Genomic DNA, 26,441 nt, shown 5'->3' on the forward strand with positions numbered 1-26,441 from the left:
ATCTTTGAGATAATCTACCAATGATTCGAAGCTATTAATATTTTTTAAATCCGAAATTCCAGATGTTGACATAAAACCCCTTCAATTAAGATAATTCCATCCATGTTTTCAATAAAGCATTCACACCTATTGGTGCTTGTACAGATTTCAAATATGTATTTTTTATATGTTTGTCCATCTTCAATCTGATTTCTTTTAATGATTCGTGTGGGATTATTTGTTTCTTTGGCGTGTCAATGTCACATCGGATATGTTCAAGTATCTCAGCAGAATCCTCAATTATATTTTCAGAACCAATATTATAAAGATACCATTTTGTAAATCCTGCATCTTCAGTCCACTCATCAGTTGAAATATCTTTTGCGGGGAGACTATAACAGAAAAACACCCCTTTTGCATCTGGTGATATGTGCTCCTTTCCACTGAACACCTTTAGGGGTAGATATTGTATTTTTGCTAAAAGCTCAGGATTGGTTTGAATTAATTCTTGATATTCTAAATGCATTTCTTCAAGAAATGTAGTACTGCCTTCATAATCTTGATTAAATTCATTTAAGGCTTCATAGTCATCATCTGGTGTGAGCAATTTTTTACCTTCAATACCAAATGTCTTTGAAATCCTGAGAGTCTTACTCGTAACTTTCTCGTACAAACTTAAAACTTCATTCAATTCATCGGGTGGTAGGAAGTTCCAATATTGCACTTTTCCACGTATATCTGCATATTCAGGATGATCGTTTACGATTTTTTCTTCGATATCTGGATTAAGTCTTCGGTCCACACGACCAATCCTTTGCATTAATCGTACAGGATTCCAGTGCAAATCATAGTTAATGAGCAATGTTGCATCTTGGAGATTCAACCCTTCAGCAAGTACGTCTGTTGAGATGAGAATTCTTGTGTCTGTTTTCCCCATCTCTATTATTTCTTGACTACTCAATCCGTTATAATAAGGCGAGAAACAATTGATGATCTCCCCACGATCTCTTTTAGATGAACTATCAACCTCATCAACCTGCTCAAATCCTCTGGATTTCAATTCCCTAAATAGATATTGAGCTGTCGTCATATATTCGGTAAAGATTATGACTTTGTTTTTCTTCAAAAGTGGATTTTCATTAAGGGTCTTTACCAAATTTTCTAATTTATCATCTTTACTCTGTTTAATCTCCAACAAATCTTTTATAAATACTGCCAGTTGGTCCATGTCTCGCAGGGTTTTATAAATAATTGTAGCAACATCAAACTCCTTATATGATAATGTTTCAACTTTTTGAAGTAATTCTTCGGGCAAATAATCTTCATCAGAATCTTCATCTTGAATTCGTCCCCTTTCTGTTTGATGTTGCTTAATGTGTTCGAGAATATCTTTATGCTGCCGTTCCCACCGAGTACATATTTCCTCATTATGAATACGTACAAATGCTAATAATTTAAGCAATAAATCCTCACAGGAAAATTCAAAAGCCTGTCTGGAACTTTCAAATCTTTTTAAAAGTAATGTGCGAATCAATCCAACAACTTGCCTCTGCCTTCCTTCAGCCATCGGGTCAATATCTTCATCTTGACCAATGTAATGCCTCAAAGGATAGTAAATTACCAAATCTAAAAGTGGTTCATCCTTGTTGAATGCTTCTTCCAAATGAGTCAACAATTTCCCATATGTCTTTTTCAAAGAATAATCAATGACAATCGGAGGTCTCCTTTCTGGGAACACTACATCTCTTCCTTCTGTTCTTCTTTGACTATCTTTAACATATGAACGACTTCTCTGGACTACAAGTGCATTAAATAAATCATCTCCTGCCAATGTATCCTTTGCTTCATCAGCATCTATGGTCACATCAGAGCCGTCTACATTACCAATTAAAGTGTTTTGAAGTTCCTTTTCCAACTTCATAAAATGCCCTTTAAGACTATGGATTCCTAATGGAGCTTCACCAAAATAATCCACGATCTCTCTTGAGAATAACTCTATTTGATGTTGAATATCTAAAAGAGAATTATTAATCGGTGTGGCAGTTAGAAGAAACACTTGCTTGTTATCACAAATTTCGAACATCTTTCGATATCTTTCAGTATTACGGTTTCTGAAATGGTGTGCCTCATCTATAATGATGACTTCTGCCTGTTCTTTAATACTTTCCAATACTTCCGGCCAGTCTATTTCAGAATTTGCACTTCTTGTCAAATCAGAATGGTTGATTATTCTAAATGGCAAAAAACCATTCAGAACTTTAGGCATGTAATTCTTTATTGTAAATTCCCAAACAGGTTTACGTGTTGCTTTTGGTACGATTAATACAACCCGTTTATTTTCAAGCATTAACAGGCGTTCAATCAACATCAAACCAATGAAAGTCTTACCAAGACCCACGCCATCACATAAAAACCCCCCATTATAGCTAGATGCGATTTTCATTAAAGCATGATATCCATCTCTTTGATACTGATCAAGGATAGGGTACATCTTTGAAATATCCCTCTCCCATTCACTCTCGGTCAATTCATGTCCTTTGAAGTATTCGTAAAGTGATTTTGCATAGACTTCAAAAGGTAAAAATTCCTGTGTATGCCGTTTTATGGTTTTAAGAATTTCAGGTGTAACATCTTCTGCTTCATTCCAATGCTTCTCGAACCAATCTTGTAGAACTTGAACCTCTTGTTTTATTTGTACATTCAATTCAACATTTTGATTCAATCCAGGTGACGTGAAATTACTTGAACCAACCAAAGCGGCGGGTCCAACAACTTCAAATTTTGAATGTGTAATGTATGCTTTTGCATGAAATTTCTTTTTTCTATATACTCTACACTCGATTTTTTGATTATTGATCCCATTTACAATTGCGGGTACTCCATTGAGAAAGTCGTTTTCCTCTTTTTCCCCTTCAATACTGTTGTCAAGTTTTGAATTTATTTCTAGAAGTCCTTCAGCAAAAGCCTGTTGAGTTCTTTTTGAAACTTCATCTCCCATCAATATTCTAATTTTTTCAAGATTTTGCCATTTTCCATCTAAATTCAATAAAGAACCAATTTCAAAGTATCCGGTAGCAATGTCAAATTTCTTCGAGAGCTCACACCATTCAGCAAGATACTTTTCCACCTTCCATTCCGAATCACTATTATCTACAATGAATATATCAGATTGTTTATCTTTCATGTGAACTCCAGAACACACATTTTGTAAAATTCATTAATTTCTGGATATTTATATCATTCGATTTTATAGAAGTTGCACAAAAGTCACAATATACCCCGCACGAAATGTAACGGGGCCTGCACATCATTAATGGTTTCAATCCCGTCAAGAGCAAGTTCCCAGTCACAGAAATCCTCTTCAACTTCGAAAGACCACCCTGATTCTTCAACTATCCTCTTAGTTTTACAATCCTCAAAACTCATATTGTATTTCTCCCGCAACTTCTGATCCATTAACCTATATTCAGCAAGCTTCCTACGCAACTCGTCAGGTAATTTCACAGATACAGGCATTTTCAATCACTAATAATCAGTTAGTCTTAGGGCGTTAATAGTTTTCTCACAACTGCCCCATCATCTTATGCACCTGCGGAATCGCCCGCACATCCATAAGAAACTCCCCTGCCACATCCATCAGTTCCAGCAGCCTGCCCCCGGCCGGCGGCTCGAAACCCGGGCAGGGAGTCACCGGCTGCACTATCATGGGCAGGGTCTCATCAATATCAGACAGGCTGCTGGCAATGATCTGCAAAGCATCATCCGAAGTCCTGTCGGTCACCACACACTTTGTAAAGGTTACAGCCCCTGCCTCGTAGAATATACCCACCGTCTCCAGTTCAGCCTTCAACAGCGAACGGTAATCATCTGAAGCATTGTGTTCCGGCAGCTTGATATCACAGGCAGCCACGTCCACCACGTATTGCACCTTCCGGGCTTCATCAGGCAGGCACCCGTTGGTCTCAAGATACAGGGGATAATCCACCAGCCTTGATAGTTCATCAATAAACTCCGCATGCTCCAGCGGCTCGCCCCCGGTCAGGGACAGGTGCCGTGTGGCAGGTGACCAGAGCTCATTGATAATCTCAACCAGCTCCTCCATAACAATAGGATTGGGAACCTCCCTGAACTCACCGGTGCCAGGGACCGTTTCAACCTTACAGACCGGAGCTGTAGGCTTTCTGGACTGCGGAGTATCACAATAGTCACAATGCAGGGGACAGCCCAGGAACCTGACAAACACCTGGCGCATACCCGTGAAGATACCCTCACCCTGGATGGAATTGAAAATCTCGCCGAGAAATACCGGTCCTGTCATTTTGAAAAAGAGAAAAACGCGGGAATTAAATCCCGCTGATGCCGTATGATTCCAGAATAACCTCAGCGTTCAGGTGACCGGCGTGATAGGTCATACCTGTATCCAGGTCATTTACCGTCATCTCTGCAGGTGCAAAGATATTGGGATCTATCTTGTAGAAATCATACCCGCCATCCTTGAACGTCTTGAAGAACGGTTTACCGTAATCTGAAGACGTTGAAGATGGGACCTGCTTGAACAGTTCTTCATCAAATCCCCTGGTCGTCAGTACAATTGAACCATAGTAGATAACACTGTCATTCGTGCAACCCATGGCTTTCAGGTCATCCTTGACGACCGGTGCAATAGGTGCAGTCCCGGTACCACTCACGATCCTGGTCGTATCGAAACCCAGTTCATTGAGCTTGAAGATACCGGTCTCCACTACCCTGCCCGATACCTGTACCGAACCCACGATACTGGCAGTGGGTGCAACCAGGGCGATCGTGTTCTCTACAGGCACATTACAGGCATCAGCAATGAACTGTATAACCTTCTCATCAGGGATTTTATTGGATTCCAGGGCTATCACAGCATGGTCATAGTCATCTTCATACTGGATCCTCTCATACGTGTGCTTGGGTTTTAAAGCAAGTGCCCGTGCCGGACCTGAACCCATTGCGAAATACTTATCCACACTGATCTGCCAGCCCGCTTTCTGTGCCCCCAGGCATGAGATGGCAGGGTGGTCGGTTGTCACGTCAATGAACGCCAGCGGAATATCACCTACCTTATGCACGCTTACATTGGTGGTGCAAAAACCCCCCATGCAAATATCGGTAAACATCAGTCCTGCATCGTAACTGCCGCTTACATTCACACCGCAGTCAATAACACGTGCATCGTTCTTGAGCTCAATGGCCTTGACCTTAAGCTCCTCGGCCCAATCCATCATCTCTTCAGCGATCTCAAGTCCCTTTTCATTAACACTTAACATCCAATCACCTACCGCAATTAATTTGTTTAGTTGCATGTGCAACCTTATGATATAAGGGTTTTGAAATGTATTCCGCCTGGAAGACACTTCATATATCCATTCTAAAGAACAGGGTGTCTCCTTCCTCTTTTACCACCGAAAAACCAGAACTCAGGTACAAACTGATCGCCCTGACAAGAGACCTGTCGGTTTTTAACGTAACAACTGGATAATGGGACCCGGCATATTCGAGAGCTTGCAGGAACAATTGCCTGCCATACCCCCTGCCTCTGAACTCCTGCTTCATATATACACGACGAATTTCGCATTTTCCGGTATCCACCATCTGCACCGCGGCAGTGCCTATGACCTCCCCCTCAAGTATCCCGGTAAAGAACACGCCGCCATCATCAAGGTAATAACCTGTGATATCATCCAGGTCAGAGTCCTTACCGGGGTCAAGATCGAATCCCTGCTCAGCAAGCACTCCGAGAACCAGAGCCTTTACTTCAGTACTCCTGGAGGGAATGAATCTCTCAATTCTCATACTATCCTTCATGGCAAATAGTGGCCAGGTTGGTCCAGGTAGTCCAGCACGATGGTGGTCAACATCTCAGCACCCCTGACAAGTATATCCTCGTCAATATCGAACCTGCTGGAATGATTGCTCTCAATGATACCTTTCCCAACGTTCCTTGTGCCCAGACCCATGTACACGCCAGGTATCTCATCCAGGTAATGGGCAAAATCCTCTGCTCCAAAGAACGGTTCGATATCTTCACTTACTACAGGGAAATGTGCTTTGAGTGTGGCAAGCGCCTGCCTGGAAAATACCGGGTCGTTGACCAGTACCGGATATCCATGCATTACCTCCAGCCCATACACGGGTAGTCCCTGGAATAGCTCATTGTCATATTCGTCCATTATGCCATCCAGCGTGTGCCTGATAGTGTCCTCGATAATGGCAGAATCTTTACTGTCGAAGGTACGGAAACTGCCCAGTATTTCCGCTTCGTCCGGTGTCCTGTTGAACTGTGACCCTCCCGCTACCTTCCCAAACCCCAGAGTGAACCTCTCTTTGGGCACCCGTAGTTCAATATCCCCCTTTATACGGCCGATGAACCGGGATGCCATGGAAATGGGGTCGATGCACAGGTGCGGACTTAAATGATGCCCGCCCTTACCCGTTAACCTGATGGTCATGATATTTGAAGTAGCCATGAACGGCCCTGCCCTGAATTTGATCTCTCCTGAATCGATGTTACTGAAAACATGCAGCCCGACAATCGCATCTACTCCTTCCAGCCCACCATCCCTGATCACTTCTATTGCACCTCCGGGCGGTTGCTCCTCGCCAGGCTGGAAAATCAACCTGACAGCACCTTTGAAAGTATCGCGTTCGTGTATAAGCAACCGTGCAGCACCAAGTATTATAGAAATATGAGCATCATGCCCGCATGCATGCATAAAACCAGGATGCTGTGAGATATACTCCCGGTTTATAGACGTGAGCTCTTCAGCAACTTCCAGCCCGTCCATATCGGCACGAAGTGCAATGGTACTACCGGGCCCGTTTCCCCGAATAGTGGCTATAACCCCGGTGTTTGCGATCGGTCTTCCTTTAAGCCCCAGCTCTTTTAATATCCCTATAACCTTTTCCTGTGTCCGGAACTCTGCAAAACTTACCTCAGGTATCCTGTGGAACTCACGCCGCCGGGCAATAATCCAGTTCCTGAACTGCTTATCGGTATTGTTCACTTTTATCCCTGCCTGTACATTCCATATTACCGTGTCTAATCTTGATACCAGGATACAATAAATTATGGACTACCATTTTCGACTCATGAGCATTTCATGGTTCGATGTTGAATTTCCTGTATGATAGGTTAATTAATTATTCATTGTAATCATAACATAATTCTTTAATTGATCATTCATTATAATCAATGCATAATTATTTATTAGATGCGAAAATTGTATACGTTAATAAACTAATTGTCTAAAAAATGTAATGGAAAGGTGATTAAGTATTCCAATAACGGAAATGATCCACACTTTTATTGAACTTTATAATGTGGGAGCAGCATTTATCCTCATTTTTATGATTGGACAGATTCTGATTTTGCTTAGAGGCGTTGATAAGACCGTCCTTCGGGCCAGGATATTCTTGAAAGAAGATATTCTTGAAAAAACCTGGATGTTCATAGCTATTGCAGGAGCATCCTTTGCCCTTCATTCATTGACAAACTTTATTGATGCCATGTTGGAAATGAATACGTATTATTTAAATGAACTCACCCAGATAATTTTCCTCATAGCATTTATTCTGGCAGTATACCAGTGGTATGTTTTCCTGGGCAGTCTCGATAAAAAAGAATAACAAAATAGTTGCACCATTGGAAATGACTCGATATGCTTTCTAAGATCTCAGCGCGACTTTTTGAGCATTTTGAAGTAAAAGATATTGCAAGGGAACATGCGTTAAAACTGTCTCGCACCGTGGTACGGCTCAGCAGCAGTGCCATCAAGTCCATCCACAGAAAGCAATTTGACCAGGCAAAAGATATCATTGTAGAAGCCGGTACAATAAATACTGAAATAAAATCCATACTTGCGGACCATCCTGAACTGTACTTTGCCGGGTTTGTAGAGCAGGCCCAGCAGGAATTTGCCGAAGCCACCATACTTTATTGCATTATTAATGAGAACAGGATCCCCGACACTTCAGAAATAGATGTTGAAGACCCTGCATACCTGATGGGATTAGGGGATGTAGTAGGAGAACTGAGGCGTGTAATCCTTGACCTTATCAGGCTTGATAAACCTACTGAGGGTGAAAAATACCTGGATATTATGGATGACATATATACAACTATTTTATTCTTTGATTTTCCTGACGCGTTGCTAAGGGGATTGAGACATAAAGGAGATGTGGCGCGCAGTCTTGTCGAACGCACGCGTGGCGAACTGACCAATGCCATAGGGCACGAAAAGCTTAAAGAACGTATGTCTGAACTTGAAAAAAAGCTGGAATAGAATTTGCGTACGGGGTAAGTACTGAATATGTTATTTCTGAGAATATCCTGTTCATGTTGATTTAAAAGCGGTAGATTGTACTATGGGCTGTTGGGTATATGGTTGCCAGGCATATTGTTGCCAGGCATATGGTTGCTGGATACATGATATACCTGATACCTGATGCGTCAAAAACCTTAGTGTAGTTTATATACCAACATTGTTGTATATTATTACGTTTTAACAGGACGGCTGACATGAAATTTGACCCTGAAGAGATTAAGAAAGCGGCAAAAGAAGATTTTGATGCTGCCTGGAACCGTGGAAAAGAGTACCTAACACAACCGACTATTCCGGACCAGTATCCCAGGTTCAAACTGGGTTACGGGAAACCCCATCCGATTTACGATACTATTCAGAAACTGCGGGAAGCCTATCTCCACCTGGGATTTACCGAAGCCTCAAACCCATTGATCGTGGAAGACAGGGAGATACACAAGCAATTCGGGTATGAAGCACTGGCTGTCCTGGACCGCTGTTTTTACCTTGCAGGCTTGCCCAGGCCCAATGTCGGCATCTCTGATGAGCGGATAATCCGTATTAAGGAGATCATCGAGGTAGATGATGCCGGGATAGATACCATTCGCAAGATCTTGCATTCATACAAGAAAGGTGAAATTGAAGGCGATGACCTGGTGCCTGAGATATCCCACCGGCTGGATGTGCCTGACTCTAAAGTAGCAGTAATGCTTGACCATGTTTTTCCAGAATTCAGGGAACTGGCACCAATCGGTTCCAATAAGACCCTGAGAAGCCATATGACCTCTGGCTGGTTCATTTCATTGGGGGCAATGGTTGAACGCGTCCGACCTCCGATCAGGCTCTTCAGCGTGGACAGGTGTTTCAGGCGGGAACAGCAGGAAGATGCGACCCGCTTGATGACCTATTTCTCTGCATCATGTGTCATCATGGACCCTGAGGTTACCGTCGAACATGGTAAGGCCGTAGCCGCCGGGTTATTGTCACAGTTCGGTTTTGAGAAGTTCAGTTTCAGGCCCGATGAGAAGCGCAGTAAGTACTACATACCGGATACCCAGATAGAGGTATTCGCCTACCACCCGGGCCTGGTAGGCAGCAGCACAAAATACAGTGACGGATGGGTCGAAGTGGCCACGTTCGGCATATATTCCCCATCTGCCCTTGCCCAGTACGACATACCCTACCCGGTAATGAATCTGGGCCTGGGTGTGGAGCGGCTGGCCATGATACTGCACAACTCAACTGACGTGCGCGCCCTTACCTACCCCCAGTTCCCGGTATACGAGAACGAATGGAAGATGAAGGACGAGGAACTGGCAGGCATGGTATCTGTGGAAAAGGCACCCGCAACCAGGGAAGGATGGGATATCCAGCGCGCCATTGTCAGGGTATGCGAGGAGCATGGTAACGATGCCAGCCCGTGCGAGTTCCTGGCATGGGAAGGTATGGTGATGGGCCGGAGCGTTAAGGTATGGGTAAGTGAACCTGAAGAAAATACAAAGCTGTGCGGACCTGCAGCCATGAACCATATTGTGGTGGTGGATGGCGATGTACTTGGTCTGCCTGATTCACCCAAGTACGAGAAGAAGTTCAGTCAGGGTACGGTGGCGAACCTGAGGTATATCGAAGCCTTTGCTGCCCTGGCTGCAAAAGAAATCGAGTCTGCCTCAGTGAATGGGGATGCGACTGAAACGAGAGTACGTATCGTGAAAGTGCCTTCCGAAGTGAATGTGAAGCTTGGCCCCATTGCCCAGCGCTACATTACCGGGCACAAGAAGAAGATCGACCTTCGCGGTCCGGTTTTTACAACTGTCAGGTCTGAATTTAATTAATAATAAATCACACAGTATTAATGATAAAATACGAATAAGGCGTAATATATAATTTATAATAGGTATAAAATATAATTTTATGAACGTAAATATTTAATATGTAAACATTTAATTATATTTCAGAGGGGATTCAAATGTCAAGAAAAAAAGAAATCGTCATTGTCCTGTTAATACTGACATCTGTATCATTGATTCTGGGATGTACTGGTATCGGCCAAATTGGGAATACAAGTCCTCAAAAAGAGGTTAGCGCTAATGGTAAGGAACTGTATGACCATATTACCATTGAGAATTATTATCAGAACTGGTCATACTGGCCTGGGAAAGGTGAATTTGAACCGGCACGTGAACCTCATGGAGACTTTTCGACTACATATGTATCTAATACTTCCCTGTCCTCAATAGAAAATAAGGAAGGGAATATGTCAGCCGGGAGTATCATCGTCAAGAATAATTACGATGATAATAAGGAACTGGTTGCAATTACAGCCATGTACAAATCGGATGGATTTGACCCTGAACATAATGACTGGTTCTGGGTAAAATATTCGCCCGATGGAACTATCGAGTCAGAAGGAATGATTGCGGAGTGCAACGAATGCCATGGGATGAAAAAGAGTAATGATTATATCTTTACCGGTAAATTGACTGAGGGAATTACCGAACCTGTTACTGCTATACAGAATGCTACCCAGACACCAGTTGCTACACCCACTCCTGAACCGACACCCAGGCCAGAACCTACGAATGTATCGATATGGATCGAAGGATTCGGATTCACACCCCGCAAAAATATGGTAATTAACATGGGAGATACTGTTGTATGGTGGAATCGTGAAAAATTCAAAAATCCACGTGATATTATAAGTGAAGAAGGATTATGGGACGAAACGGTACACCTGAATTTCATGAAGAAATTCTATTACACTTTCAATGAAACAGGGACCTATAATTTCAGTCTTAAGTACAATGAAGTTGGGTCAAGGCAGATGATAACCGTAATATGAAATCAATAAAAGTACAAAACTCTGTCATAGGTTAAATTGGAAAAAGTCTTTATAAACTGGGAATGTATTAATACTGGTAAGTAGAAATTATACAGTAAGTTATTGGCTTTATGAGGTGATAAGAGATGGAAAACAAGCATGCTTTTTTAATTTTACTGGTTACTGCTATGCTGGCATTATCCCTGTTTGTTTCGGGTTGTACTGATACCGGGACGGAAATTGATGGTACGCCAACTGCAACACCCACGGCACGTGCTACAGAAGATGAAACTGCTGAAATGACCGCTGAACCTACAGCTACGACTGAACCCACCACTCCATCAGTTCCACAGGAGTATTTGATCAGGATAGATAATTATATGTTTTTGCCTGTAGGGGACAGGGTAATAAATGTGGGCGATAAGCTCACCTGGCGAAATTTTGAGGATATCAGGCAGGCACGGATACTTGTAAATGAGAATGGTATATGGGAAGAGGAACAGTACCTCGCTTATATGAGGCAGGTCAACTATACCTTTAACGAACCGGGATTATACACGTTCTACCTCAAGGGCAGGGAAGGAAAAAAACAGAATGTCACTGTGGTATAATACAAAATGAAGACATCAGTCATTGGTGAGGGGAATATCAGCATCAGGCTTCCCCTTTCTGATGATTCGCCAGAGCTTACTACTTCTTCTGCATCAGTATTTTACAATCCAGAGATGGAATTGAACCGTGATATTACGGTGGCAGCTATTTCGGGATTTATAGAACGAATAGAAGTTGAATCCGCTTTTCTCTCCTATGCAGATGTTATGTCAGCCTCTGGTATCAGGGGTATTCGTATGGCCAGTGAAGTGGGGTTGAAGTGCTGGCTCAATGACTGGAATCAGGAAGCTTACGAACAGATACAGGAAAATATTAATCTGAATCACCTTGAAGGAACATGCATTGCCTCACACCAGAATGCTAATACATTGTTGCATCAGGAACAGTTTGATATTGTTGACCTTGACCCATTTGGCTCTCCTGCACCATTCATAGACGCTGCAGCCCGCTCGGCCCGACGATTGCTATGCATCACTGCCACCGATACTGCGCCACTGTGTGGTGCTCACCTGAAGTCAGGAATTCGCAAGTATGCGGCCGTGCCACTGAACACCGAATACCATCGGGAAATGGGGGCGCGTGTCCTGCTGGGTGCGGCAGCACGGGCACTGTCACGGCGGGATAAGGGAATGACTGTACTGCTCACCCACGTTACACGCCATTATGTCAGAGTATATCTCGAGATTACCAAGGGGGTGCTATTTGCTGATACGACCATGGAGAAGATGGGGGTTATCAGTCACTGCTTCCATTGTGGCTTCAGGTCATGGAAATATGGGCTTCTACCTGAACCGGTGTCCGGGTGTCCCAACTGCGGGAAATCCCTCAAATTCGCCGGACCTTTGTGGCTGGGCGCTATCCATGATCATGATTTCTGCCGTACTGTGCTGGACGAACTCAAACACCGGAAGACCGGAAAATGTAAAGATGCGGTGAAGATCATCGAACTTTGCAGGGATGAGATAGAAATTCCCACATACTATGACCAGCACTGGCTATGCAAGCGCAACAAAATTTCAGCCGGACCTATCAATGAACTGGTCGAAGAGCTCATATCTGCAGGTTTCAGTACATCACGTACGCATTTTTCCGGCACTGGTTTTAAGACCGATGCGTGTCTGGACAGGATAAATAAAACACTGCATGAACTTGATACCAGGAGGAAAAATCACCGATAGCTTTTTGGTAGTGTATGATTTATACCAAACCGTGATATGTAACACTTATCTGTACAATCATCATAAGAGGTCATCAAATTATGACAAATCCTGTAACAATTCTGTTCAACCATATCTTCGGTCCAAAACCCAGAATATCCAAAAGTCCATACGTCAGATTGCTGGACCTGAAATCCAAACCGTACTTTATCGTAGCTTCCGTTGAAGTTGGCAATACTACTACCAAATCCATTCTCACTGCCACCAACCTGGAGACAGGGAAAACCAGTCTGGTCAATAAGACCGTAAAGATGACCCGGGACGTAAGGAGTCCCAGGCCTAATGAGGAGATATTCGGGAAGACCCTCACTGGGGTGCCGTTTACAAGGGAATCTGTGGCCGAACTGGTGCACGACACGCTCATAGAATCAGTGAAGAGTGCCAGTCTTGATATCAAGGAAGACCTTCATTTTGTGGTGCGCTCAACCGGTGTCGTGGCAGGATTTGATTCTCCTGATGAGGTTGGTAATTTTGTCAAAGCCCTGGCAGACGGATGCATGATAGCGGGAGTGCCGCCTAAGAATATGATCCCTGCTATGTCAATCGAGAATGTACACAGTCGCTTCAGGAAATTCAGCCTGATCAAGAAGATAGTATTTACCGGTGCAGTGGGTGGCGTGCTTCCTCCAACAGGTGCTTCTGGTCTTGAAATTGTCGCAAATGAGATGGAAGGTGAACTGGCAACTGCAGGTATCAAGGAAGGTGCGAAATGGGCTGGGATCGATTTCAGGAACCCATGTGCATCTATTGATTTTGGGACCACGCTTGATGGCCGTATCACCAATGACGACAGTCCTTATGCAAAAACCATCGGGAATTTTGCTGGGTATGCCGGCGCAATCCCTGATGCTATCATAAAGGGTACACACCTGGTAGATGAAAAGGTAGGTACTGCCCTTGACCTTTTCAATAACAAACCGGTTGGACTATTTACCTGGATGCGCCGTGGCAAGGTCATACAGGAATATGCTGCAAAACTGAATGAACTGATATCTATTGAAGTAGTGCCTGATAATGTGACCCGGTATGGCAGTGTGCCGGTAAATCCCATGGCTGCCAGGGAAATTGGCGTAACTCTTATCGGATGTGATGTGGGGAAAAATGGTTCTGGCCTGGAGAAACTCTCACAGATGGGAAGTGAGATATATAAACGCTACGGTCTTTCTACCCTGTTCGCAGTAGTGGATACGGTATGTGCAGATATGGCACAACGGATGGTAAAGGTTGCCATGGACGAAAATCTGGTCACCGAAAAAAGTGCCATCGGATTTACAGGGCGCGCAGCCATTACAGGATGCAAACCCAGGTTGATACTCAACCGGATACAAAAACTGGGCATGTACGATTCACCGGAGAACAATGTGGTGTTCGTGGATGACGGACTGGCCAGGGGTGCTGCGGTCATGGCACGATGCATGAATTCACTGGGCACTCCCAAAAATCCACTTGGCGGCAGCAGGGGGAATAAGTGTGTCCTGGGAGAGCGCATGAAGTTACAGGGCAGCGGGCGTATTGATGAAAAAGAGATGCAAAAACTGACATCCAGAGGGTCAGGTATAGGACGTTCAATGTCATAGGAGCGAGTATTTTGAATACAACACTTGTTGCGCCAAAGGCCATGCTATTGCTGGGATGCCCGGAGGTGCCAGTGCAGACCAGCCTTGCGATCTATCTCACAGACCTGCTCAATAAAAGTGGTGCACAGGTCGTGATTGCAGGGAATAATGCCGCGCTGGAACTGGTCAGGACCGCTGACCCAGCAGAACAGTATATCAGGGATACCGCAGACCTCGATGCCACCATCGGCGCTCTTGCCAGCAAGGAGGTGGATGCCGATATTTGTTATGTATTCATTCACAACGATGCAGGAGTATCATATCTTGCCACTGCCAGTGTGCTGGTAAGCGGGGAATGTGTAGGCATCATTTTCGGAAAAAATGCACAGGCACTGGGACGGGAGTGTGATGACCTGGGACTTGCGAATATCTGGGCAAAGGCCGTACACAATCCCAGGCCGCTCAAAGCGAAGATACATTCAGAGGTGGAACGTTGGGCTGTATCGACGAAATGAACTATGAGGTGCTGCTCTCCAAGGTCACGTTCAAGGAATGTGCCAAATACCTCAGTTCCAACTACCAGGAACTCTATAATGTCCAGCCAGGGTATCGCATGTTCGATGTGTTCATTATCGGTGTACCACCTATCTATGTGGGAGTGGACGGTGATAATATCATATTCCCCTATACGAAACCATGCCATGGTACCTTTATACTCAGGATCAACAGCCCTGAGGAGATTGAAAGACTTAAAAAAACAGCCCGTAAAGTGAAGAAAAGTGGAGCGAAATAGCGTAACGTGAAATCGCATACCATGAAGAGGAGTTGGGTGGGGTGAAGCAAGGTAGGGTCGAGTGAATTAGCCTGGAGTGAAGGGGAGTAGGTTAGAGTTGAGTGAATTAACCTGAAATAAAGGAGAATTGAACGAAGATATTCCACTACAGGCTGGCGGGTTTTGAGCAGTCAAGTGCCCACCTGATAAATTCGGGTGTGGGGAATTCATGGATGGTAGTAGCGATTATCTGTCCAGTACCATATTCCATAGTCATCAGTACTGGTTCACCGAATTCGTTCACCATGATGCAGTCCCCATCACATGACGTGAAGTATCCGTCACATTCAGGCGAGGTATCTGCAATGATCATCGAAGCTTTATGCTGGCAATGTTCTGATAGTTCTGCAGGACCGTAGCGCTGGACATACGTAAGTTTCACAGGCAGCCAGTCATAGGTATGGGACTGGGTCAGGGCGCCGTAGACCAGCAACGTACCGCCGGTTTCAATGAAATTGCCTATCCTGTTCCGGTTGCGCATGAGTGAGGGCAGCACGCTGGAATACTGCGGATTGGCGAAACCTGTGGGGATGATTACCAGTTTGAACCTGGGGAGGAAGGGTGAACCAAGAGATGAGGGATGTACAAGCTGGTAATCATAACCGTGCTCTACAAATAACTTTTCAAAAAGTAATTTGGATTCCCATATAAGACCAATGTCAGGCATAACAATATATATTATACAATGTCTGCAAATAATTATCTCATCACAGGGAGTGAGATGATGGAAGAATCAATTAACGAGATCATGTCCAGATTCCAAAAAAGCCTCCAGGCCGATGGGGGGGATATTGAACTGGTGGATATTTCGAATGGGATTGTCAAAGTACGAATTACGAGGACCACGGTTCCTGTTACTTTCAGTAGGTTTTTGAGGGATTACAGGACAAGGGAGGGAATTACATGTGGTAAGTGCCGTATACCTACAAGTACTATTGTCGGCGCACTGGAATCTGCACTGAAAGAAAAGGTGCAGGGAATAACAAAGGTGGAAGTTGTGAAATAGATTCATTTCCAGACGCTTCAAATATTTCTAATAATTCTGGTATCAAAGGCAATTACAAGTATACAGGCAATTGCAACTATGATAAGGTGTGAATTCTCATTCCTTTATTCCGTCTCTTTTGATGGAACGTTATGACATCCTGGACTTGATCTTGGTTGAACCGCATACTGGACATTGTGTTGCATCCTTTTTCATGAAGGCTTTCATGCAGGATCTGCAATAGTATATGGCACTGTTCTGTTTCAGGGCTTCAATGTCCTCAGGCATTGATGAAAAACTGATCGACGTGCTGCACATGTTCGCCACCTCCCTCATTCAAAATGGTATGTAGTTTTTTGATATATAACCTTTGATGAGAATATCAATGAAATGAATCATCTCTAACGTATCGGGACTACACAGGAATATCAATGAAGGACAAAATATATGAGTAGTGGAGTAGTATGCAGGGCATATTACAATCATAGGAGCTATAAAATGGGAATCAGACCAAGCTATATTAAATCTCTTGCAAATCAATTATTGAATGAGAAAGGCGATGTATTTACTGGTGATTTTGAAGCAAACAAGCCTCTTGTCACCCAGTTCACCGATGTCCAGAGTAAGGTTATCAGGAACCGCATAGCCGGATACATCACAAGGAAGAAGAACAGACAGCCTTATATCAGGTAAATTATGGGTGGTTCCGGTATGCTGGATGGCGTACTTGTTGCTTTGATAACACCTTTCACCCAGGACGATGTGATCGACACAGATGGAGTGCGCTCCAATATCGATTTCCTGGCAAAGAAGGGAGTTTCCGGCATCGTGCCTTCCGGAACAACCGGTGAATCTGCAACACTTACTTTTCAGGAACATAAGGACCTCATTGAGCTGACAGTGGATTATAGTCCTGTGCCTGTGGTCGCGGGAACCGGCTCAAATAGTACGGCTGAGGCCCTTGAACTCACAAAATTTGCAGCCGATGCCGGAGCTGATGCTGCATTACTCATAACGCCTTATTACAACAAGCCCAATGATGAAGGCCTGTTCAGGCATTTTACCAGGATTGCGGATAATGCAGATATTCCACAGATACTGTATAATGTACCCACCCGGACCTGTATCAACCTGAAGCCTGAGGTGACAGCCCGGCTTGCCCGGCACCCCAACATTATCGGCATTAAGGAAGCCAGCGGCGACCTGAAGCAGATATCTGATATAATCGAGTTGACAAGGGATGAGGATTTCGTGTTGTTCTCGGGAGACGATGCCATGACCCTGCCAATAATGGAACTGGGCGGCGTGGGAGTTATCAGCGTGACTGCCAATATAGTGCCGGAAAAGATGGCGGCTATGGTTGCGGCTTTCAATAAGGGGGACAGGACCGAGGCGAAGAGGATTGAAAAGGAGCTGTTGCCCCTGATCGATGCATTGTTCCTTGAAACAAATCCCATACCGGTAAAAAGGGCGGCTGAACTGATAGGACTGGCTTCAGGACATCTGAGGTTGCCCCTGGCGCCGTTGAGTCCTGAGAACGAAGTCAGGCTGATAGCAGAATTAAAGGCGATCGGGGCGCTGTAATATGATACGGGCTGCGGTTACCGGTGCATGCGGCCGGATGGGGACCCTTATTATCCAGAATATCCTTGCAGCACAGGATATTGAACTCTCGGCGGCATTCGATATTACCAATATAGGTATGGATGTGGGTGAGGCCGTTGGTTCCGGGCAGCTGGGTGTGCCTGTATCGAATCCGGATGATATGGAAAACGTGATCAAGGATTCGCGTACGCAGGTTGTTATAGATTTTACGATTGCCACAGCATCAGCCGGGAATGTGGTCAGGGCTACAAATGCCGGGGCCAACCTGGTGGTGGGCACTACGGGTTTTAACGAGGAACAGATGCGGCAGATGCGTCAGGCTATCAGTGATAATGGTGTGGCTGCGGTCATTTCGCCTAACTTTGCAGTGGGTGTCAATATCTTCTGGGAATTGCTCAGGGAGGCTGCCGGAAAACTGGAGGGTTTCGATGTGGAGATCATGGAGGTACACCACAACAAGAAGAAGGACGCGCCCAGCGGTACTGCGGTGAAGGCTGCACAGGTCATCAATGATGTGCTGGGCGGCAGGGAGTATGTGTACGGCCGCAAGGGAATTGCGCCACGGGGTGATGAGATTGGTATTCATGCAGTGCGGGGCGGCGATGTGGTGGGGGACCATACGGTTATGTTCTTTGGTGATGGTGAGCGTATCGAGGTACGTCACCAGGCTCACAGCAGGCAGGCGTTTGCCGGGGGTGCCATCAGGGCTGCTATGTGGGTGATGGGGCAGCCGGCCGGGGTGTACGGGATGGCTGATGTGCTGGGGCTGGGGAAGTAAGCTATATCGATATTGTATTTTGCCAGTATAGTTAGTTGGTGCATAACGTAACCTTATTAAATCCGATTCTATTTTTTTTATCCAGCGAATTTTGCAAAGATACAAAGGATTAACAAAATCATACCAAACGTACCGGAGGTAAAAGATAACCAAATAAAGTATAAGACAAATTAATACCTATTTACCAATTAAATTTATCGAGGTTTTACATGCCAACAATAACTGCATATATCGAAAAAGATGTTGAAACCGGTTTATATGTAGCTATAGTACCGGGAATCCCGGGAGCCCACACCCAGGCTGAAACACTGGATGAACTTCAAGTCAATCTCAAAGAGGTATTAGAATTATGCTTTGAAGAGATGGAACCTGAAACAAGACATAATTTGCCCGAATTTATTGGAATCCAACAGGTCGAGGTGACCTGTTGACAAGGCTAACAGTAATTAATTCCAACAAAATGGAAAAATTACTGTTTAAACTCGGTTTTGAAAAAATTCGTCAAAGGGGGAGTCATGTTTTCTACAGGCATCCTGACGGTAGAACCACTACTATCCCTCATCACAGCGGAAGGGATTTGGTACGTCCACTGATAAAAGAGATTCTGAGGGAAATAGAACTCAGTGTTGATGAATATAATGAATATTTAAAGAAATTGTAATTGCTTATTGGAGTAACATCGGCTGAATTGAAATTTTAAGGTGTGGGACAAAAAATCCTGGGTCATTAACTTCGAAATAGATTTCTCCACAATTTTCAAAAAACTGCACTGAAAGCTGCACAGGTTATCAATGATGTGCGGGGCGGCGATGTGGTGGGGGACCATACGGTTATGTTCTTTGGTGATGGTGAGCGTATCGAGGTACGGCACCAGGCTCACAGCAGACAGGCCTTTGCCGGGGGTGCCATCAGGGCTGCTATGTGGGTGATGGGGCAGCCGGCCGGGGGTGTAAGGGATGGCTGATGTGCTGGGGCTGGGGAAGTAGGGTGTAAAAGCAGCATGAACAAGCTTTGTACATTGTATGGAAAATGCGGGTTTGTGACTTTGGACGATGGGCGGGTCTCAAGCTCCAAATAGGTTACAGATAGCCTTAAACAATCCCAGAACTATTGGAAGGCGCACATTATCGATACGCATTGTCGTGATGTTCAAACTCAAGGAAAACCACGGTTTGTTTTTTCTTATCAATGAGATATAAAAGAACAAATGAACCAATATGAACTCTACGTTTACCTTTCAACACGTTTCGAAGTGGTTTACCCAACTCTGGATTGTTGCCAATCTCGATTATTTTGAGGATTATCCTCTGATGAAGAGAATTATCCTTCTTTTTGAGTTTATCCAGTTTTATTTCCAGAGTAGAATCAATTTGAATAGTATATGCCATAATCAAAGAAACCTTTTCTCAAACTCTTCAGGGGTGTATTTTATCAACGTTCCTTCTTTCGCCCTTCGTTCGGCTTCTTCAACTTTTTTTATAAATTCTTTGCGAATATTTTCTTCCGGAGGATAAAACTCATCTCGAATTATATCCAGAACTTCTGTCAGGATCTCCTGACGAAGTTCTTTTTTCAATTCCAATTTTAATTGTTCCAGATTGGCAACAGTATCCATAAAAGTAGATAGAATTTCATGGACTTTAAAGATTTGTATTGACTTTAGAAGGCATTTCGCATCTTATTATCAATCCTTTAAAATAATCCACGCTCAAGAGCATATTGAACCCGGCAGGCGTTTGCCGGATGTGGGATGGTGCAGCCGGCTGGGGTGTACGGGATGGCGATGTGCTGGGGCTGGGGAAGTAGGGAGTAAAAGGAGGTTATACAGGCCCGGTACATTGTACGGGGTATACCGGCGACTACAAAATAAATCTTCCAATAATACCTAAAAACAAAGCATCAGGGATTCGATCAGAACCCCTGAACATAAAATTTTTACCCTAAAGCCCGGCAGACCTGGCAATATCGTCGGCAACATCGGTCCGCTCCCAGGTAAAGTCTGGGTCGTTCCTGCCGAAATGCCCGTATGCTGCGGTCTTCCTGAAAATGGGCCGTCTCAGGTCAAGGGTCTCGATAATGCCCTTGGGGGTCAGGTCAAAATGCTTGCAGGCAAGGCCAATAATATCCCGGTCCTTCATCTTGCCAGTACCGAACGTATTGATCATAATAGAAGTAGGCTCGGCAATACCTATGGCATAAGCCAGGGATACCGCACAGCGGTCGGCCACGCCTGATGCAACGATGTTCTTGGCCACATACCTGGCAGCATAGGCAGCACTGCGGTCCACCTTCGTGGAATCCTTGCCTGAAAAGGCACCGCCACCGTGGGGCACCAGACCGCCGTAGGTGTCCACCACGATCTTCCGGCCAGTCATACCGGTATCGCTCTGGGGTCCTCCGATGACGAACTTACCTGTGGGGTTCACGTAATATTTCGTATTCTTATCCAGCAGTTCAGGGTCAATGACTGAGTTGACAACCTTATCGATTATCTCGTTGACAGCATCCTGGGTAATGCGATTACCCGTGCTGTCAAGTATCTCTTCGGTATGCTGAGTGCTAACAATAACGGAGTCTACCCGCTGGGCCACCCCCATCTTATACTCGACCGTGGCCTGGGACTTACCATCCGGACCCAGGTAAGATAGTGCTTTGCTCTTCCTCAATTCAGCCAGTTTCCTGCACATCCTGTGGCTCTGCATGATAGGCAGAGGCATCAGTTCCTCGGTTTCCCTGCAGGCATATCCTATCATCATACCCTGGTCCCCGGCACCGCCCACATCCACACCCTGGGCGATATCAGGTGACTGCTTACCTACAGCATTGAGCACACCGCATGTTTTGTAATTAAAACCATATTTCTCACTGATATAGCCAATATCTTTCAATACACCACGTGCAATAGTGGGTACATCGATATGTGCCGATGTAGTGATCTCGCCCCCAACGATCACAAAACCCACACTGATAAATGTCTCGCAGGCCACCCTGGCTGCAGGGTCCTGCCCTATTATCGCATCCAGCACACCGTCCGATATCTGGTCGCAGACCTTATCAGGATGTCCTTCCGTCACCGATTCTGAAGTTAACACGCTGTATTCCATATTTGATATCATTTTTTCACCTATTTTGACTCAAGAATAATTCTTGCCATTTATAACTTTATCTGATTGAACCGCAACTACCAAAATCTAACTACACAAACAACAGGAGTAGTTATCTCTCCAGTCTCACAATATCATAGATGGCACCGGGACTGTCCAGTATTGTGATATTCTCCATTCTGGACAGCTTTTCAGTGTTCTCAACATCCACATCCCGCATTTTCAGTACCATCTTTTTCCCCTCGGGAGAGTACGTAGTAACAGTACCCTTGACCCTGTCCACTGGCAGGATATAGATGGGGGTATTCCCCTTGGCTGTCTGGGCCACTGCATTGGTAACAAGCGTATCTGCTATGCCGTGTACTATTTTTGCCACTGAATTGGCAGTGGCGGGCGCGATAAGCAATGCATCATAATGTCCTACCTGCAGGGGGCCGGCAATGAAGGGTGAATTTGGCCCTGCATCAGTCTTGAAATTAGGAAAATCCCTCTGGATATTATCCCACATCCTGTACCATTTCATGACAGTTTCCCCTTCTTTGGACAGGAACACCATGAATTTAATATCAGTCCTGCGTTTAATGTCGACCAGTATATCATACGTTTCTTTTATAAGGTCGCCAGACCCCGTAATCCCCCATGCTATCCGCTTCATTATGGTAAACTCCTTGAACTCTGGTTAATGTTCTCCCTCTGCATTAATAATGCTTACTATCTCCTGCGCACCAGATCCCAGCAGGGACAACGAGCGTATCCACTCGCCCTTTGGCTCCCGGCTAGTGCCCACAACCAGTCGCCTGTGACCCTCAACATCTTCCACCATGCCCCTGGCCTCGATAGTCTCCCCTTCCAGTGCCTGCCCGGCATAGGTATGGGTATAGGATAGCACATACTCCATCTCCGGATGGTCAACTTTATAGATGGATGGACTGTCAAAAGCCAGTTGAGCTTCAGTCACTATTGCTTCTATGGTCTCATGACCAAGGTCAGTACCCCTGCCCTGGGGTGCTGTTACCTGGTCCCAGTCCCTGACAAAAAGCAGGTCGAAATACGTATCCCCTACCATTCCCCTGTTCCCCTTTCTTACCTCATGGAGTTTGAACTCCTCAAAACTAATTTCCGGGATGCGTTTATGGTAGATACGTTCCCACATCCTCTCATCCAGGTGCTGGATGTTCCTGCCGGGATTATCCTTTGCCCTGGCTATGATATCCCTGGCTTTGAACCATAGAGGGCCATAGACCACAAAATCAATATCTGAATCCCCATTTTGTAATCCTGGCAAAAATGAACCGGTAATTCCCATACTCTCCATGGGAATCCCACCTTCAAGCAAGGTCGCGGTAATCTCCTCTATCCTGGGATCTGAGTGCCATATCTCTCCCAGCCGCTCAGAAGGGCTCAATACCCGTTCAACCTGGTCCCAGGGTACGACGTGGACATCCTGTACCCACTCTGGTTTATGGATGTCCATATACCGGTATGCTTCATCAAAATCGTATTTCCTGTAATTCCGGGTGCCATCGGTGCGCTCTCCTTCAGGGTCGGGTACATAGCGCAGTACGCCCCTGACACCTTCCGGATGATAGTAATCGGCTGAGGAAAATACCCACCCATCCCTGGTGATTATGAAATCTCTCAGACGCACTCCTGGATGATCGAATCGGTCCATTATTTTTCTAAGTGGTTTGAAGCCACCTTAAACATTATCATATTTATGTAATAAAATCAACTATAGTACAGAATAACCTATTATGTATTAAAGGATGAAAAAGGATAACAAAAATGAAGGCCACCACAAAGTTTTACGATTCAATTGATATACAGCTGAAATTCCTGGAGCAATTACGTAACATTCCTCCTGACAGGATCGACGGTCTGATAAGGGTATTGAAGGATTTTATTTACCAGGTTGATGCGAAACAGAAGGTCATATACGGCATCGGTGAAGGGAGAAGTGCCCTCGCATTATACGATTTCCTGCACCAGTTATTGAAATACGAACAGTTATTCCCTGCCACTCTGGACGACCCCATACGACGCTACTTTGACCCTGAACGGTCTAACATGGTCATTGCTGCTACTGGTTCCGGAACTACAGAAAGTGTTATCAATTACCTTGAAGACGCAAATACCCTGGGCGCCAAAGTGCTCCTTATTACTTCAAAAAGCAAATCGCCTGCATATGAAAAAGCTCTGGTGAACAATGGTTTTGTTTTCCTGATGGAAGATATCAAACTGGAAAAACCCAGTGAACTGGCAGTCATGGGGTCAGAGTTCGAACTGAAATTGTGCACTCTGTTAAATTGTATCCTTCCCGCACTTGATGAGGGAGATAACGAACTGTATTACCGGCAGATGGAACATTTTATCGGGAATGCAACCCTGCTCAAGAACATCGATAAGACATACCTGCGCTCATGGGTCGAGAGACTGCTCAACCGTCGTGGCCATTTTATCGTGGACGGCGTGGGACGGTCCGGGTTCGTGGCAAAAGCGTTCGGAATGCGTATTGCACACCTGGGTCAGCTTGCCTACATAAAAGGCGATGCTACCACTCCCAGTTTTGTCAGGGGTGATGTGTATATCCCCATCAGCGGCAGCGGAAACACACGTGAGATACTGGAAGCAATGATGAAGGCCCGCAGCAAGGGTGTTGATGTGTTTCCCATCACAGTGAATGAAAATTCAGGTATGGTTGAGAAAATGAAAGAATGGGGCTATGAAGATAATATTATCTTCATACCGGTATTGGAAGGTGACAGGGATATCTTCCATGACAAGATGCCCAGCAAGATTTCAACCACAAAACTTAACCAGATGAGACCCTCATATTCTGAGATTAACTCATACATATTTACGAATGCTGTTATCGCCTCAGCCATTGATTTTTTGGGCGTGGAAGAAAAATATATGAAACAAAAACACTGGTAGTGATACAGGATGGGAATTACAAAAACTTTCAAGAAAATGATGGGTCGAAGTACAAAAAACGAAACCACGCCTGGTAAAGACGGTCAGCCTGTCGTGTCTGCCACACATGTACATTTGGTCCCTGATACTGCCGTTGAACAGAACAGGCAGGTGGGCAGCACGTGGGAACACAAACATGGCGACCTTGACTGGCATTCCATGTCCAGACCTCATCCACTTCAAATCCCAACACAGACTGAAAAAGTTGTGGCAAGTGCACCTGGCATACCAGCAGGCACCATGAAAGCTGATACTTCACATGGACAGGTGCAGGAAGAAGAAAAAGTGGTAAAAAAGCAGGATATTCTCTGCAAGTTCGTAGTCCAGAATAATACGAGAATCGGCGAGACCATATCCATTGACTCGGGTCGTCTTGTGTTCAAGAGCAAGGCTGAGAAACTATCCATCCCCATGTCATCCATAACCAGTATCACTGACGAGATTATTGTGGTCGGCGATTTTAAGAGGGATGAAGCCTTGAAGCTGGGTGAAGAATGGTACAAACGGACCACGAATGCTCTGAAATTCGATGAACATGGGATGCTCATCAATGACTGAATACAAGCAGTGCATCGTTACCCGTGACGACCTCAAACTCTCAAAAGGCAAGCTTGCTGTGCAGGTGGCGCATGCTGCCGTAACCGCCTCTGATTTTGCCGATAAGAAAGACCGTGATGCCTGGATGAAGGACGGCCAGAAAAAGGTCGTGCTCAAGACCGGGACCCTGCAGGACCTGTTCCTCCTGAAGGAGGTGGCACGCAGGGAAGGGCTGCCCACGGCCCTCATCACCGATGCCGGGCTTACCCAGATACCTCCAGGGACCGTTACTGTGCTGGGTATAGGACCGGCTGCGGTCGAGAAACTGGACAAGGTAGTAGGAAAGCTGAAACTGGTGTAGTTCACCAATTGATGTTCAGATATTGGATAAAGGTTAATCTTAATCATTACCATATATACATTACAGGGGAGTAGCAGGAGGTTGCTGTATGGCATTGATACAGGAATCAGATAAGGAAAAATTGAAAAAGAAACTTGATGAAGGTCTTGAAGGGAACGTCAAACTGGTAATGTTCACCCAGGAGAACGAATGCCAGTTCTGTGCCGATACCAGGGGTATGGTGGAAGAGCTGGCAAAAATATCACCTAAGATCGAAGCTGAGGTCCACGATTTTGTCAAGGATGAAAAACTGGCAAAGTCATATGGTGTCAAGTTAATTCCTGCCATCGTGATGCTGGGTGAGAAAGATTACGGTATCAGGTTCTATGGTATCCCGTCTGGCTATGAGTTTGCCACGTTCCAGGAAGACCTTATCGATGTGTCAAGAGGTAAGACCGACCTGTCCGATGATGTGAGGAAAAAACTGGCCGGGGTCAAGAAACCGGTCCATATCCAGGTGCTTGTGACCCCCACCTGTCCCTATTGCTCAATGGCAGTTCGCACAGCCCACAAACTAGCCATCGAGAATGAGCACATAAAAGCTGACATGGTGGAAATGGTGGAGTTCCCGCATATTGCCCAGAGATATATGGCAATGAGCGTACCCAAGATAATCATCAATGAAGTGGTGGATTTCGTAGGTGCCCAGCCTCCCGAGCATTTCGTGGAAGAGATATTAAGGGCATTGCGCACTGGCGACAATCCCATGTACTCATAA

The 26,441-nt window shown here is 45.1% G+C and carries 32 protein-coding genes and 1 pseudogene; 20 read left to right on the forward strand and 13 right to left on the reverse strand.

Features of this window, described 5'->3' with window-relative positions; translation table 11 throughout:
- Positions 1-85: 85 nt before the first annotated feature.
- The 6 genes from K0A89_07095 to K0A89_07120 all read right to left on the reverse strand — a co-directional run bounded on the left by K0A89_07095 (position 86) and on the right by K0A89_07120 (position 7,010).
- Positions 86-3,163, reverse strand: coding sequence for a DEAD/DEAH box helicase family protein (locus tag K0A89_07095; protein MBW6518252.1), 3,078 nt, complete (start codon positions 3,161-3,163; stop codon positions 86-88).
- Between the two features lie 83 nt (positions 3,164-3,246).
- Complete coding sequence (locus K0A89_07100; protein ID MBW6518253.1) at positions 3,247-3,405, reverse strand: hypothetical protein; 159 nt, start codon at positions 3,403-3,405, stop codon at positions 3,247-3,249.
- A gap of 136 nt (positions 3,406-3,541) precedes the next feature.
- Positions 3,542-4,297 (reverse strand): 7-carboxy-7-deazaguanine synthase QueE, encoded by a 756-nt coding sequence (locus K0A89_07105; GenBank protein MBW6518254.1) that lies wholly within the window; start codon positions 4,295-4,297, stop codon positions 3,542-3,544.
- Positions 4,298-4,322: 25 nt separating this feature from the next.
- Entirely contained in the window at positions 4,323-5,273 is a 951-nt protein-coding gene (mch, locus tag K0A89_07110; GenBank protein ID MBW6518255.1) for a methenyltetrahydromethanopterin cyclohydrolase, read from the reverse strand.
- Between the two features lie 88 nt (positions 5,274-5,361).
- Positions 5,362-5,799 (reverse strand): GNAT family N-acetyltransferase, encoded by a 438-nt coding sequence (locus K0A89_07115; GenBank protein ID MBW6518256.1) that lies wholly within the window; start codon positions 5,797-5,799, stop codon positions 5,362-5,364.
- Between the two features lie 8 nt (positions 5,800-5,807).
- On the reverse strand, positions 5,808-7,010 hold the full coding sequence (locus tag K0A89_07120) for an amidohydrolase (GenBank protein ID MBW6518257.1): 1,203 nt from the start codon (positions 7,008-7,010) through the stop codon (positions 5,808-5,810).
- Between the two features lie 343 nt (positions 7,011-7,353).
- Here K0A89_07120 and K0A89_07125 point away from each other — a divergent pair, with 343 nt between their 5' ends.
- The 9 genes from K0A89_07125 (at position 7,354) to K0A89_07165 (ending at position 15,302) form a co-directional block, all read left to right on the forward strand.
- The gene (locus tag K0A89_07125; GenBank protein ID MBW6518258.1) at positions 7,354-7,632 is read left to right on the forward strand and encodes a hypothetical protein; all 279 of its coding nucleotides are present in this window, start codon (positions 7,354-7,356) and stop codon (positions 7,630-7,632) included.
- A 32-nt stretch (positions 7,633-7,664) separates the two neighbouring features.
- Positions 7,665-8,288 (forward strand): translin family protein, encoded by a 624-nt coding sequence (locus K0A89_07130; protein MBW6518259.1) that lies wholly within the window; start codon positions 7,665-7,667, stop codon positions 8,286-8,288.
- A 236-nt stretch (positions 8,289-8,524) separates the two neighbouring features.
- Positions 8,525-10,138, forward strand: coding sequence for an O-phosphoserine--tRNA ligase (sepS, locus tag K0A89_07135; protein MBW6518260.1), 1,614 nt, complete (start codon positions 8,525-8,527; stop codon positions 10,136-10,138).
- A 134-nt stretch (positions 10,139-10,272) separates the two neighbouring features.
- Positions 10,273-11,145: a cytochrome P460 family protein gene (locus tag K0A89_07140; GenBank protein MBW6518261.1), complete on the forward strand. Its 873-nt coding sequence runs from the start codon at positions 10,273-10,275 to the stop codon at positions 11,143-11,145.
- A 125-nt stretch (positions 11,146-11,270) separates the two neighbouring features.
- On the forward strand, positions 11,271-11,735 hold the full coding sequence (locus K0A89_07145) for a hypothetical protein (protein ID MBW6518262.1): 465 nt from the start codon (positions 11,271-11,273) through the stop codon (positions 11,733-11,735).
- A 6-nt stretch (positions 11,736-11,741) separates the two neighbouring features.
- Positions 11,742-12,914 (forward strand): tRNA (guanine(10)-N(2))-dimethyltransferase, encoded by a 1,173-nt coding sequence (locus K0A89_07150; GenBank protein MBW6518263.1) that lies wholly within the window; start codon positions 11,742-11,744, stop codon positions 12,912-12,914.
- Positions 12,915-12,994: 80 nt separating this feature from the next.
- Complete coding sequence (locus tag K0A89_07155; GenBank protein ID MBW6518264.1) at positions 12,995-14,530, forward strand: methanogenesis marker 14 protein; 1,536 nt, start codon at positions 12,995-12,997, stop codon at positions 14,528-14,530.
- Positions 14,531-14,541: 11 nt separating this feature from the next.
- The gene (locus K0A89_07160) at positions 14,542-15,024 is read left to right on the forward strand and encodes a DUF1890 domain-containing protein (GenBank protein ID MBW6518265.1); all 483 of its coding nucleotides are present in this window, start codon (positions 14,542-14,544) and stop codon (positions 15,022-15,024) included.
- Positions 15,003-15,302 carry a DUF1894 domain-containing protein gene (locus K0A89_07165; protein ID MBW6518266.1) on the forward strand — a complete coding sequence of 100 codons (300 nt, stop codon included), beginning with the start codon at positions 15,003-15,005 and terminating at the stop codon, positions 15,300-15,302. Before K0A89_07160 ends, K0A89_07165 begins: the two co-directional genes overlap by 22 nt.
- 145 nt (positions 15,303-15,447) lie before the next feature.
- Here K0A89_07165 and K0A89_07170 read toward each other — a convergent pair whose 3' ends face one another.
- Positions 15,448-16,008: a hypothetical protein gene (locus K0A89_07170; protein MBW6518267.1), complete on the reverse strand. Its 561-nt coding sequence runs from the start codon at positions 16,006-16,008 to the stop codon at positions 15,448-15,450.
- 18 nt (positions 16,009-16,026) lie between these two features.
- Between K0A89_07170 and K0A89_07175 the strand changes: the two genes are divergently transcribed.
- Positions 16,027-16,347 (forward strand): NifU family protein, encoded by a 321-nt coding sequence (locus tag K0A89_07175; GenBank protein MBW6518268.1) that lies wholly within the window; start codon positions 16,027-16,029, stop codon positions 16,345-16,347.
- 129 nt (positions 16,348-16,476) lie between these two features.
- Here the strand turns inward: K0A89_07175 and K0A89_07180 are convergent, their stop codons facing one another.
- A complete protein-coding gene (locus K0A89_07180) occupies positions 16,477-16,662 on the reverse strand; it encodes a hypothetical protein (GenBank protein MBW6518269.1) in 186 nt (61 codons plus the stop codon).
- Between the two features lie 162 nt (positions 16,663-16,824).
- Here K0A89_07180 and K0A89_07185 point away from each other — a divergent pair, with 162 nt between their 5' ends.
- The 6 genes and pseudogenes from K0A89_07185 (at position 16,825) to K0A89_07210 (ending at position 19,662) form a co-directional block, all read left to right on the forward strand.
- The gene (locus K0A89_07185) at positions 16,825-17,019 is read left to right on the forward strand and encodes a 30S ribosomal protein S17e (protein ID MBW6518270.1); all 195 of its coding nucleotides are present in this window, start codon (positions 16,825-16,827) and stop codon (positions 17,017-17,019) included.
- Positions 17,020-17,037: 18 nt separating this feature from the next.
- Positions 17,038-17,910, forward strand: a complete 873-nt coding sequence (gene dapA, locus K0A89_07190) for a 4-hydroxy-tetrahydrodipicolinate synthase (protein ID MBW6518271.1) — start codon at positions 17,038-17,040, stop codon at positions 17,908-17,910.
- A 1-nt stretch (position 17,911) separates the two neighbouring features.
- On the forward strand, positions 17,912-18,709 hold the full coding sequence (gene dapB / locus K0A89_07195; GenBank protein ID MBW6518272.1) for a 4-hydroxy-tetrahydrodipicolinate reductase: 798 nt from the start codon (positions 17,912-17,914) through the stop codon (positions 18,707-18,709).
- A gap of 209 nt (positions 18,710-18,918) precedes the next feature.
- Positions 18,919-19,140: a type II toxin-antitoxin system HicB family antitoxin gene (locus tag K0A89_07200; GenBank protein ID MBW6518273.1), complete on the forward strand. Its 222-nt coding sequence runs from the start codon at positions 18,919-18,921 to the stop codon at positions 19,138-19,140.
- Between the two features lie 29 nt (positions 19,141-19,169).
- On the forward strand, positions 19,170-19,370 hold the full coding sequence (locus K0A89_07205) for a type II toxin-antitoxin system HicA family toxin (protein MBW6518274.1): 201 nt from the start codon (positions 19,170-19,172) through the stop codon (positions 19,368-19,370).
- Positions 19,371-19,478: 108 nt separating this feature from the next.
- Positions 19,479-19,662: pseudogene (locus K0A89_07210) on the forward strand (hypothetical protein).
- Between the two features lie 171 nt (positions 19,663-19,833).
- Here the strand turns inward: K0A89_07210 and K0A89_07215 are convergent.
- The 5 genes from K0A89_07215 to K0A89_07235 form a co-directional block, all read right to left on the reverse strand.
- Complete coding sequence (locus tag K0A89_07215; GenBank protein ID MBW6518275.1) at positions 19,834-20,097, reverse strand: type II toxin-antitoxin system RelE/ParE family toxin; 264 nt, start codon at positions 20,095-20,097, stop codon at positions 19,834-19,836.
- Between the two features lie 2 nt (positions 20,098-20,099).
- Positions 20,100-20,324 (reverse strand): hypothetical protein, encoded by a 225-nt coding sequence (locus K0A89_07220; GenBank protein MBW6518276.1) that lies wholly within the window; start codon positions 20,322-20,324, stop codon positions 20,100-20,102.
- 325 nt (positions 20,325-20,649) lie between these two features.
- Positions 20,650-21,813, reverse strand: coding sequence for a methionine adenosyltransferase (gene metK / locus K0A89_07225; protein ID MBW6518277.1), 1,164 nt, complete (start codon positions 21,811-21,813; stop codon positions 20,650-20,652).
- Between the two features lie 112 nt (positions 21,814-21,925).
- Positions 21,926-22,468 (reverse strand): archaeoflavoprotein AfpA, encoded by a 543-nt coding sequence (gene afpA / locus K0A89_07230; protein ID MBW6518278.1) that lies wholly within the window; start codon positions 22,466-22,468, stop codon positions 21,926-21,928.
- 24 nt (positions 22,469-22,492) lie between these two features.
- Positions 22,493-23,485: a DNA polymerase subunit beta gene (locus tag K0A89_07235; GenBank protein MBW6518279.1), complete on the reverse strand. Its 993-nt coding sequence runs from the start codon at positions 23,483-23,485 to the stop codon at positions 22,493-22,495.
- A gap of 113 nt (positions 23,486-23,598) precedes the next feature.
- Here K0A89_07235 and K0A89_07240 point away from each other — a divergent pair, with 113 nt between their 5' ends.
- From K0A89_07240 to K0A89_07255, 4 genes are all read left to right on the forward strand, one after another.
- Complete coding sequence (locus tag K0A89_07240; GenBank protein ID MBW6518280.1) at positions 23,599-24,747, forward strand: SIS domain-containing protein; 1,149 nt, start codon at positions 23,599-23,601, stop codon at positions 24,745-24,747.
- Positions 24,748-24,756: 9 nt separating this feature from the next.
- Positions 24,757-25,344 (forward strand): hypothetical protein, encoded by a 588-nt coding sequence (locus K0A89_07245; GenBank protein MBW6518281.1) that lies wholly within the window; start codon positions 24,757-24,759, stop codon positions 25,342-25,344.
- Positions 25,337-25,684 carry a peptidyl-tRNA hydrolase Pth2 gene (pth2, locus tag K0A89_07250; protein MBW6518282.1) on the forward strand — a complete coding sequence of 116 codons (348 nt, stop codon included), beginning with the start codon at positions 25,337-25,339 and terminating at the stop codon, positions 25,682-25,684. The genes K0A89_07245 and pth2 overlap by 8 nt, the downstream gene beginning before the upstream one ends.
- Before the next feature lie 88 nt (positions 25,685-25,772).
- Positions 25,773-26,441, forward strand: a complete 669-nt coding sequence (locus K0A89_07255) for a thioredoxin family protein (protein ID MBW6518283.1) — start codon at positions 25,773-25,775, stop codon at positions 26,439-26,441.

It is taken from the genome of ANME-2 cluster archaeon (assembly GCA_019429385.1).
In the GTDB taxonomy this organism is placed as follows: domain Archaea; phylum Halobacteriota; class Methanosarcinia; order Methanosarcinales; family Methanocomedenaceae; genus Methanocomedens_B.

Excerpts from the sequence above, each read along its gene's own strand:
- K0A89_07095 (MBW6518252.1), bottom strand. The coding sequence starts at position 3,163 with ATGAAAGATAAACAATCTGATATATTCATTGTAGATAATAGTGATTCG.
- K0A89_07100 (MBW6518253.1), bottom strand. The coding sequence starts at position 3,405 with ATGAGTTTTGAGGATTGTAAAACTAAGAGGATAGTTGAAGAATCAGGG.
- K0A89_07105 (MBW6518254.1), bottom strand. The coding sequence starts at position 4,297 with ATGACAGGACCGGTATTTCTCGGCGAGATTTTCAATTCCATCCAGGGT.
- mch (MBW6518255.1), bottom strand. The coding sequence starts at position 5,273 with ATGTTAAGTGTTAATGAAAAGGGACTTGAGATCGCTGAAGAGATGATG.
- K0A89_07115 (MBW6518256.1), bottom strand. The coding sequence starts at position 5,799 with ATGAGAATTGAGAGATTCATTCCCTCCAGGAGTACTGAAGTAAAGGCT.
- K0A89_07125 (MBW6518258.1), top strand. The coding sequence starts at position 7,354 with ATGATTGGACAGATTCTGATTTTGCTTAGAGGCGTTGATAAGACCGTC.
- K0A89_07130 (MBW6518259.1), top strand. The coding sequence starts at position 7,665 with ATGCTTTCTAAGATCTCAGCGCGACTTTTTGAGCATTTTGAAGTAAAA.
- sepS (MBW6518260.1), top strand. The coding sequence starts at position 8,525 with ATGAAATTTGACCCTGAAGAGATTAAGAAAGCGGCAAAAGAAGATTTT.
- K0A89_07140 (MBW6518261.1), top strand. The coding sequence starts at position 10,273 with ATGTCAAGAAAAAAAGAAATCGTCATTGTCCTGTTAATACTGACATCT.
- K0A89_07145 (MBW6518262.1), top strand. The coding sequence starts at position 11,271 with ATGGAAAACAAGCATGCTTTTTTAATTTTACTGGTTACTGCTATGCTG.
- K0A89_07150 (MBW6518263.1), top strand. The coding sequence starts at position 11,742 with ATGAAGACATCAGTCATTGGTGAGGGGAATATCAGCATCAGGCTTCCC.
- K0A89_07155 (MBW6518264.1), top strand. The coding sequence starts at position 12,995 with ATGACAAATCCTGTAACAATTCTGTTCAACCATATCTTCGGTCCAAAA.
- K0A89_07170 (MBW6518267.1), bottom strand. The coding sequence starts at position 16,008 with ATGCCTGACATTGGTCTTATATGGGAATCCAAATTACTTTTTGAAAAG.
- K0A89_07175 (MBW6518268.1), top strand. The coding sequence starts at position 16,027 with ATGTCTGCAAATAATTATCTCATCACAGGGAGTGAGATGATGGAAGAA.
- K0A89_07180 (MBW6518269.1), bottom strand. The coding sequence starts at position 16,662 with ATGAGGGAGGTGGCGAACATGTGCAGCACGTCGATCAGTTTTTCATCA.
- K0A89_07185 (MBW6518270.1), top strand. The coding sequence starts at position 16,825 with ATGGGAATCAGACCAAGCTATATTAAATCTCTTGCAAATCAATTATTG.
- dapA (MBW6518271.1), top strand. The coding sequence starts at position 17,038 with ATGCTGGATGGCGTACTTGTTGCTTTGATAACACCTTTCACCCAGGAC.
- dapB (MBW6518272.1), top strand. The coding sequence starts at position 17,912 with ATGATACGGGCTGCGGTTACCGGTGCATGCGGCCGGATGGGGACCCTT.
- K0A89_07200 (MBW6518273.1), top strand. The coding sequence starts at position 18,919 with ATGCCAACAATAACTGCATATATCGAAAAAGATGTTGAAACCGGTTTA.
- K0A89_07205 (MBW6518274.1), top strand. The coding sequence starts at position 19,170 with ATGGAAAAATTACTGTTTAAACTCGGTTTTGAAAAAATTCGTCAAAGG.
- K0A89_07215 (MBW6518275.1), bottom strand. The coding sequence starts at position 20,097 with ATGGCATATACTATTCAAATTGATTCTACTCTGGAAATAAAACTGGAT.
- K0A89_07220 (MBW6518276.1), bottom strand. The coding sequence starts at position 20,324 with ATGGATACTGTTGCCAATCTGGAACAATTAAAATTGGAATTGAAAAAA.
- metK (MBW6518277.1), bottom strand. The coding sequence starts at position 21,813 with ATGGAATACAGCGTGTTAACTTCAGAATCGGTGACGGAAGGACATCCT.
- afpA (MBW6518278.1), bottom strand. The coding sequence starts at position 22,468 with ATGAAGCGGATAGCATGGGGGATTACGGGGTCTGGCGACCTTATAAAA.
- K0A89_07235 (MBW6518279.1), bottom strand. The coding sequence starts at position 23,485 with ATGGACCGATTCGATCATCCAGGAGTGCGTCTGAGAGATTTCATAATC.
- K0A89_07240 (MBW6518280.1), top strand. The coding sequence starts at position 23,599 with ATGAAGGCCACCACAAAGTTTTACGATTCAATTGATATACAGCTGAAA.
- K0A89_07245 (MBW6518281.1), top strand. The coding sequence starts at position 24,757 with ATGGGAATTACAAAAACTTTCAAGAAAATGATGGGTCGAAGTACAAAA.
- pth2 (MBW6518282.1), top strand. The coding sequence starts at position 25,337 with ATGACTGAATACAAGCAGTGCATCGTTACCCGTGACGACCTCAAACTC.
- K0A89_07255 (MBW6518283.1), top strand. The coding sequence starts at position 25,773 with ATGGCATTGATACAGGAATCAGATAAGGAAAAATTGAAAAAGAAACTT.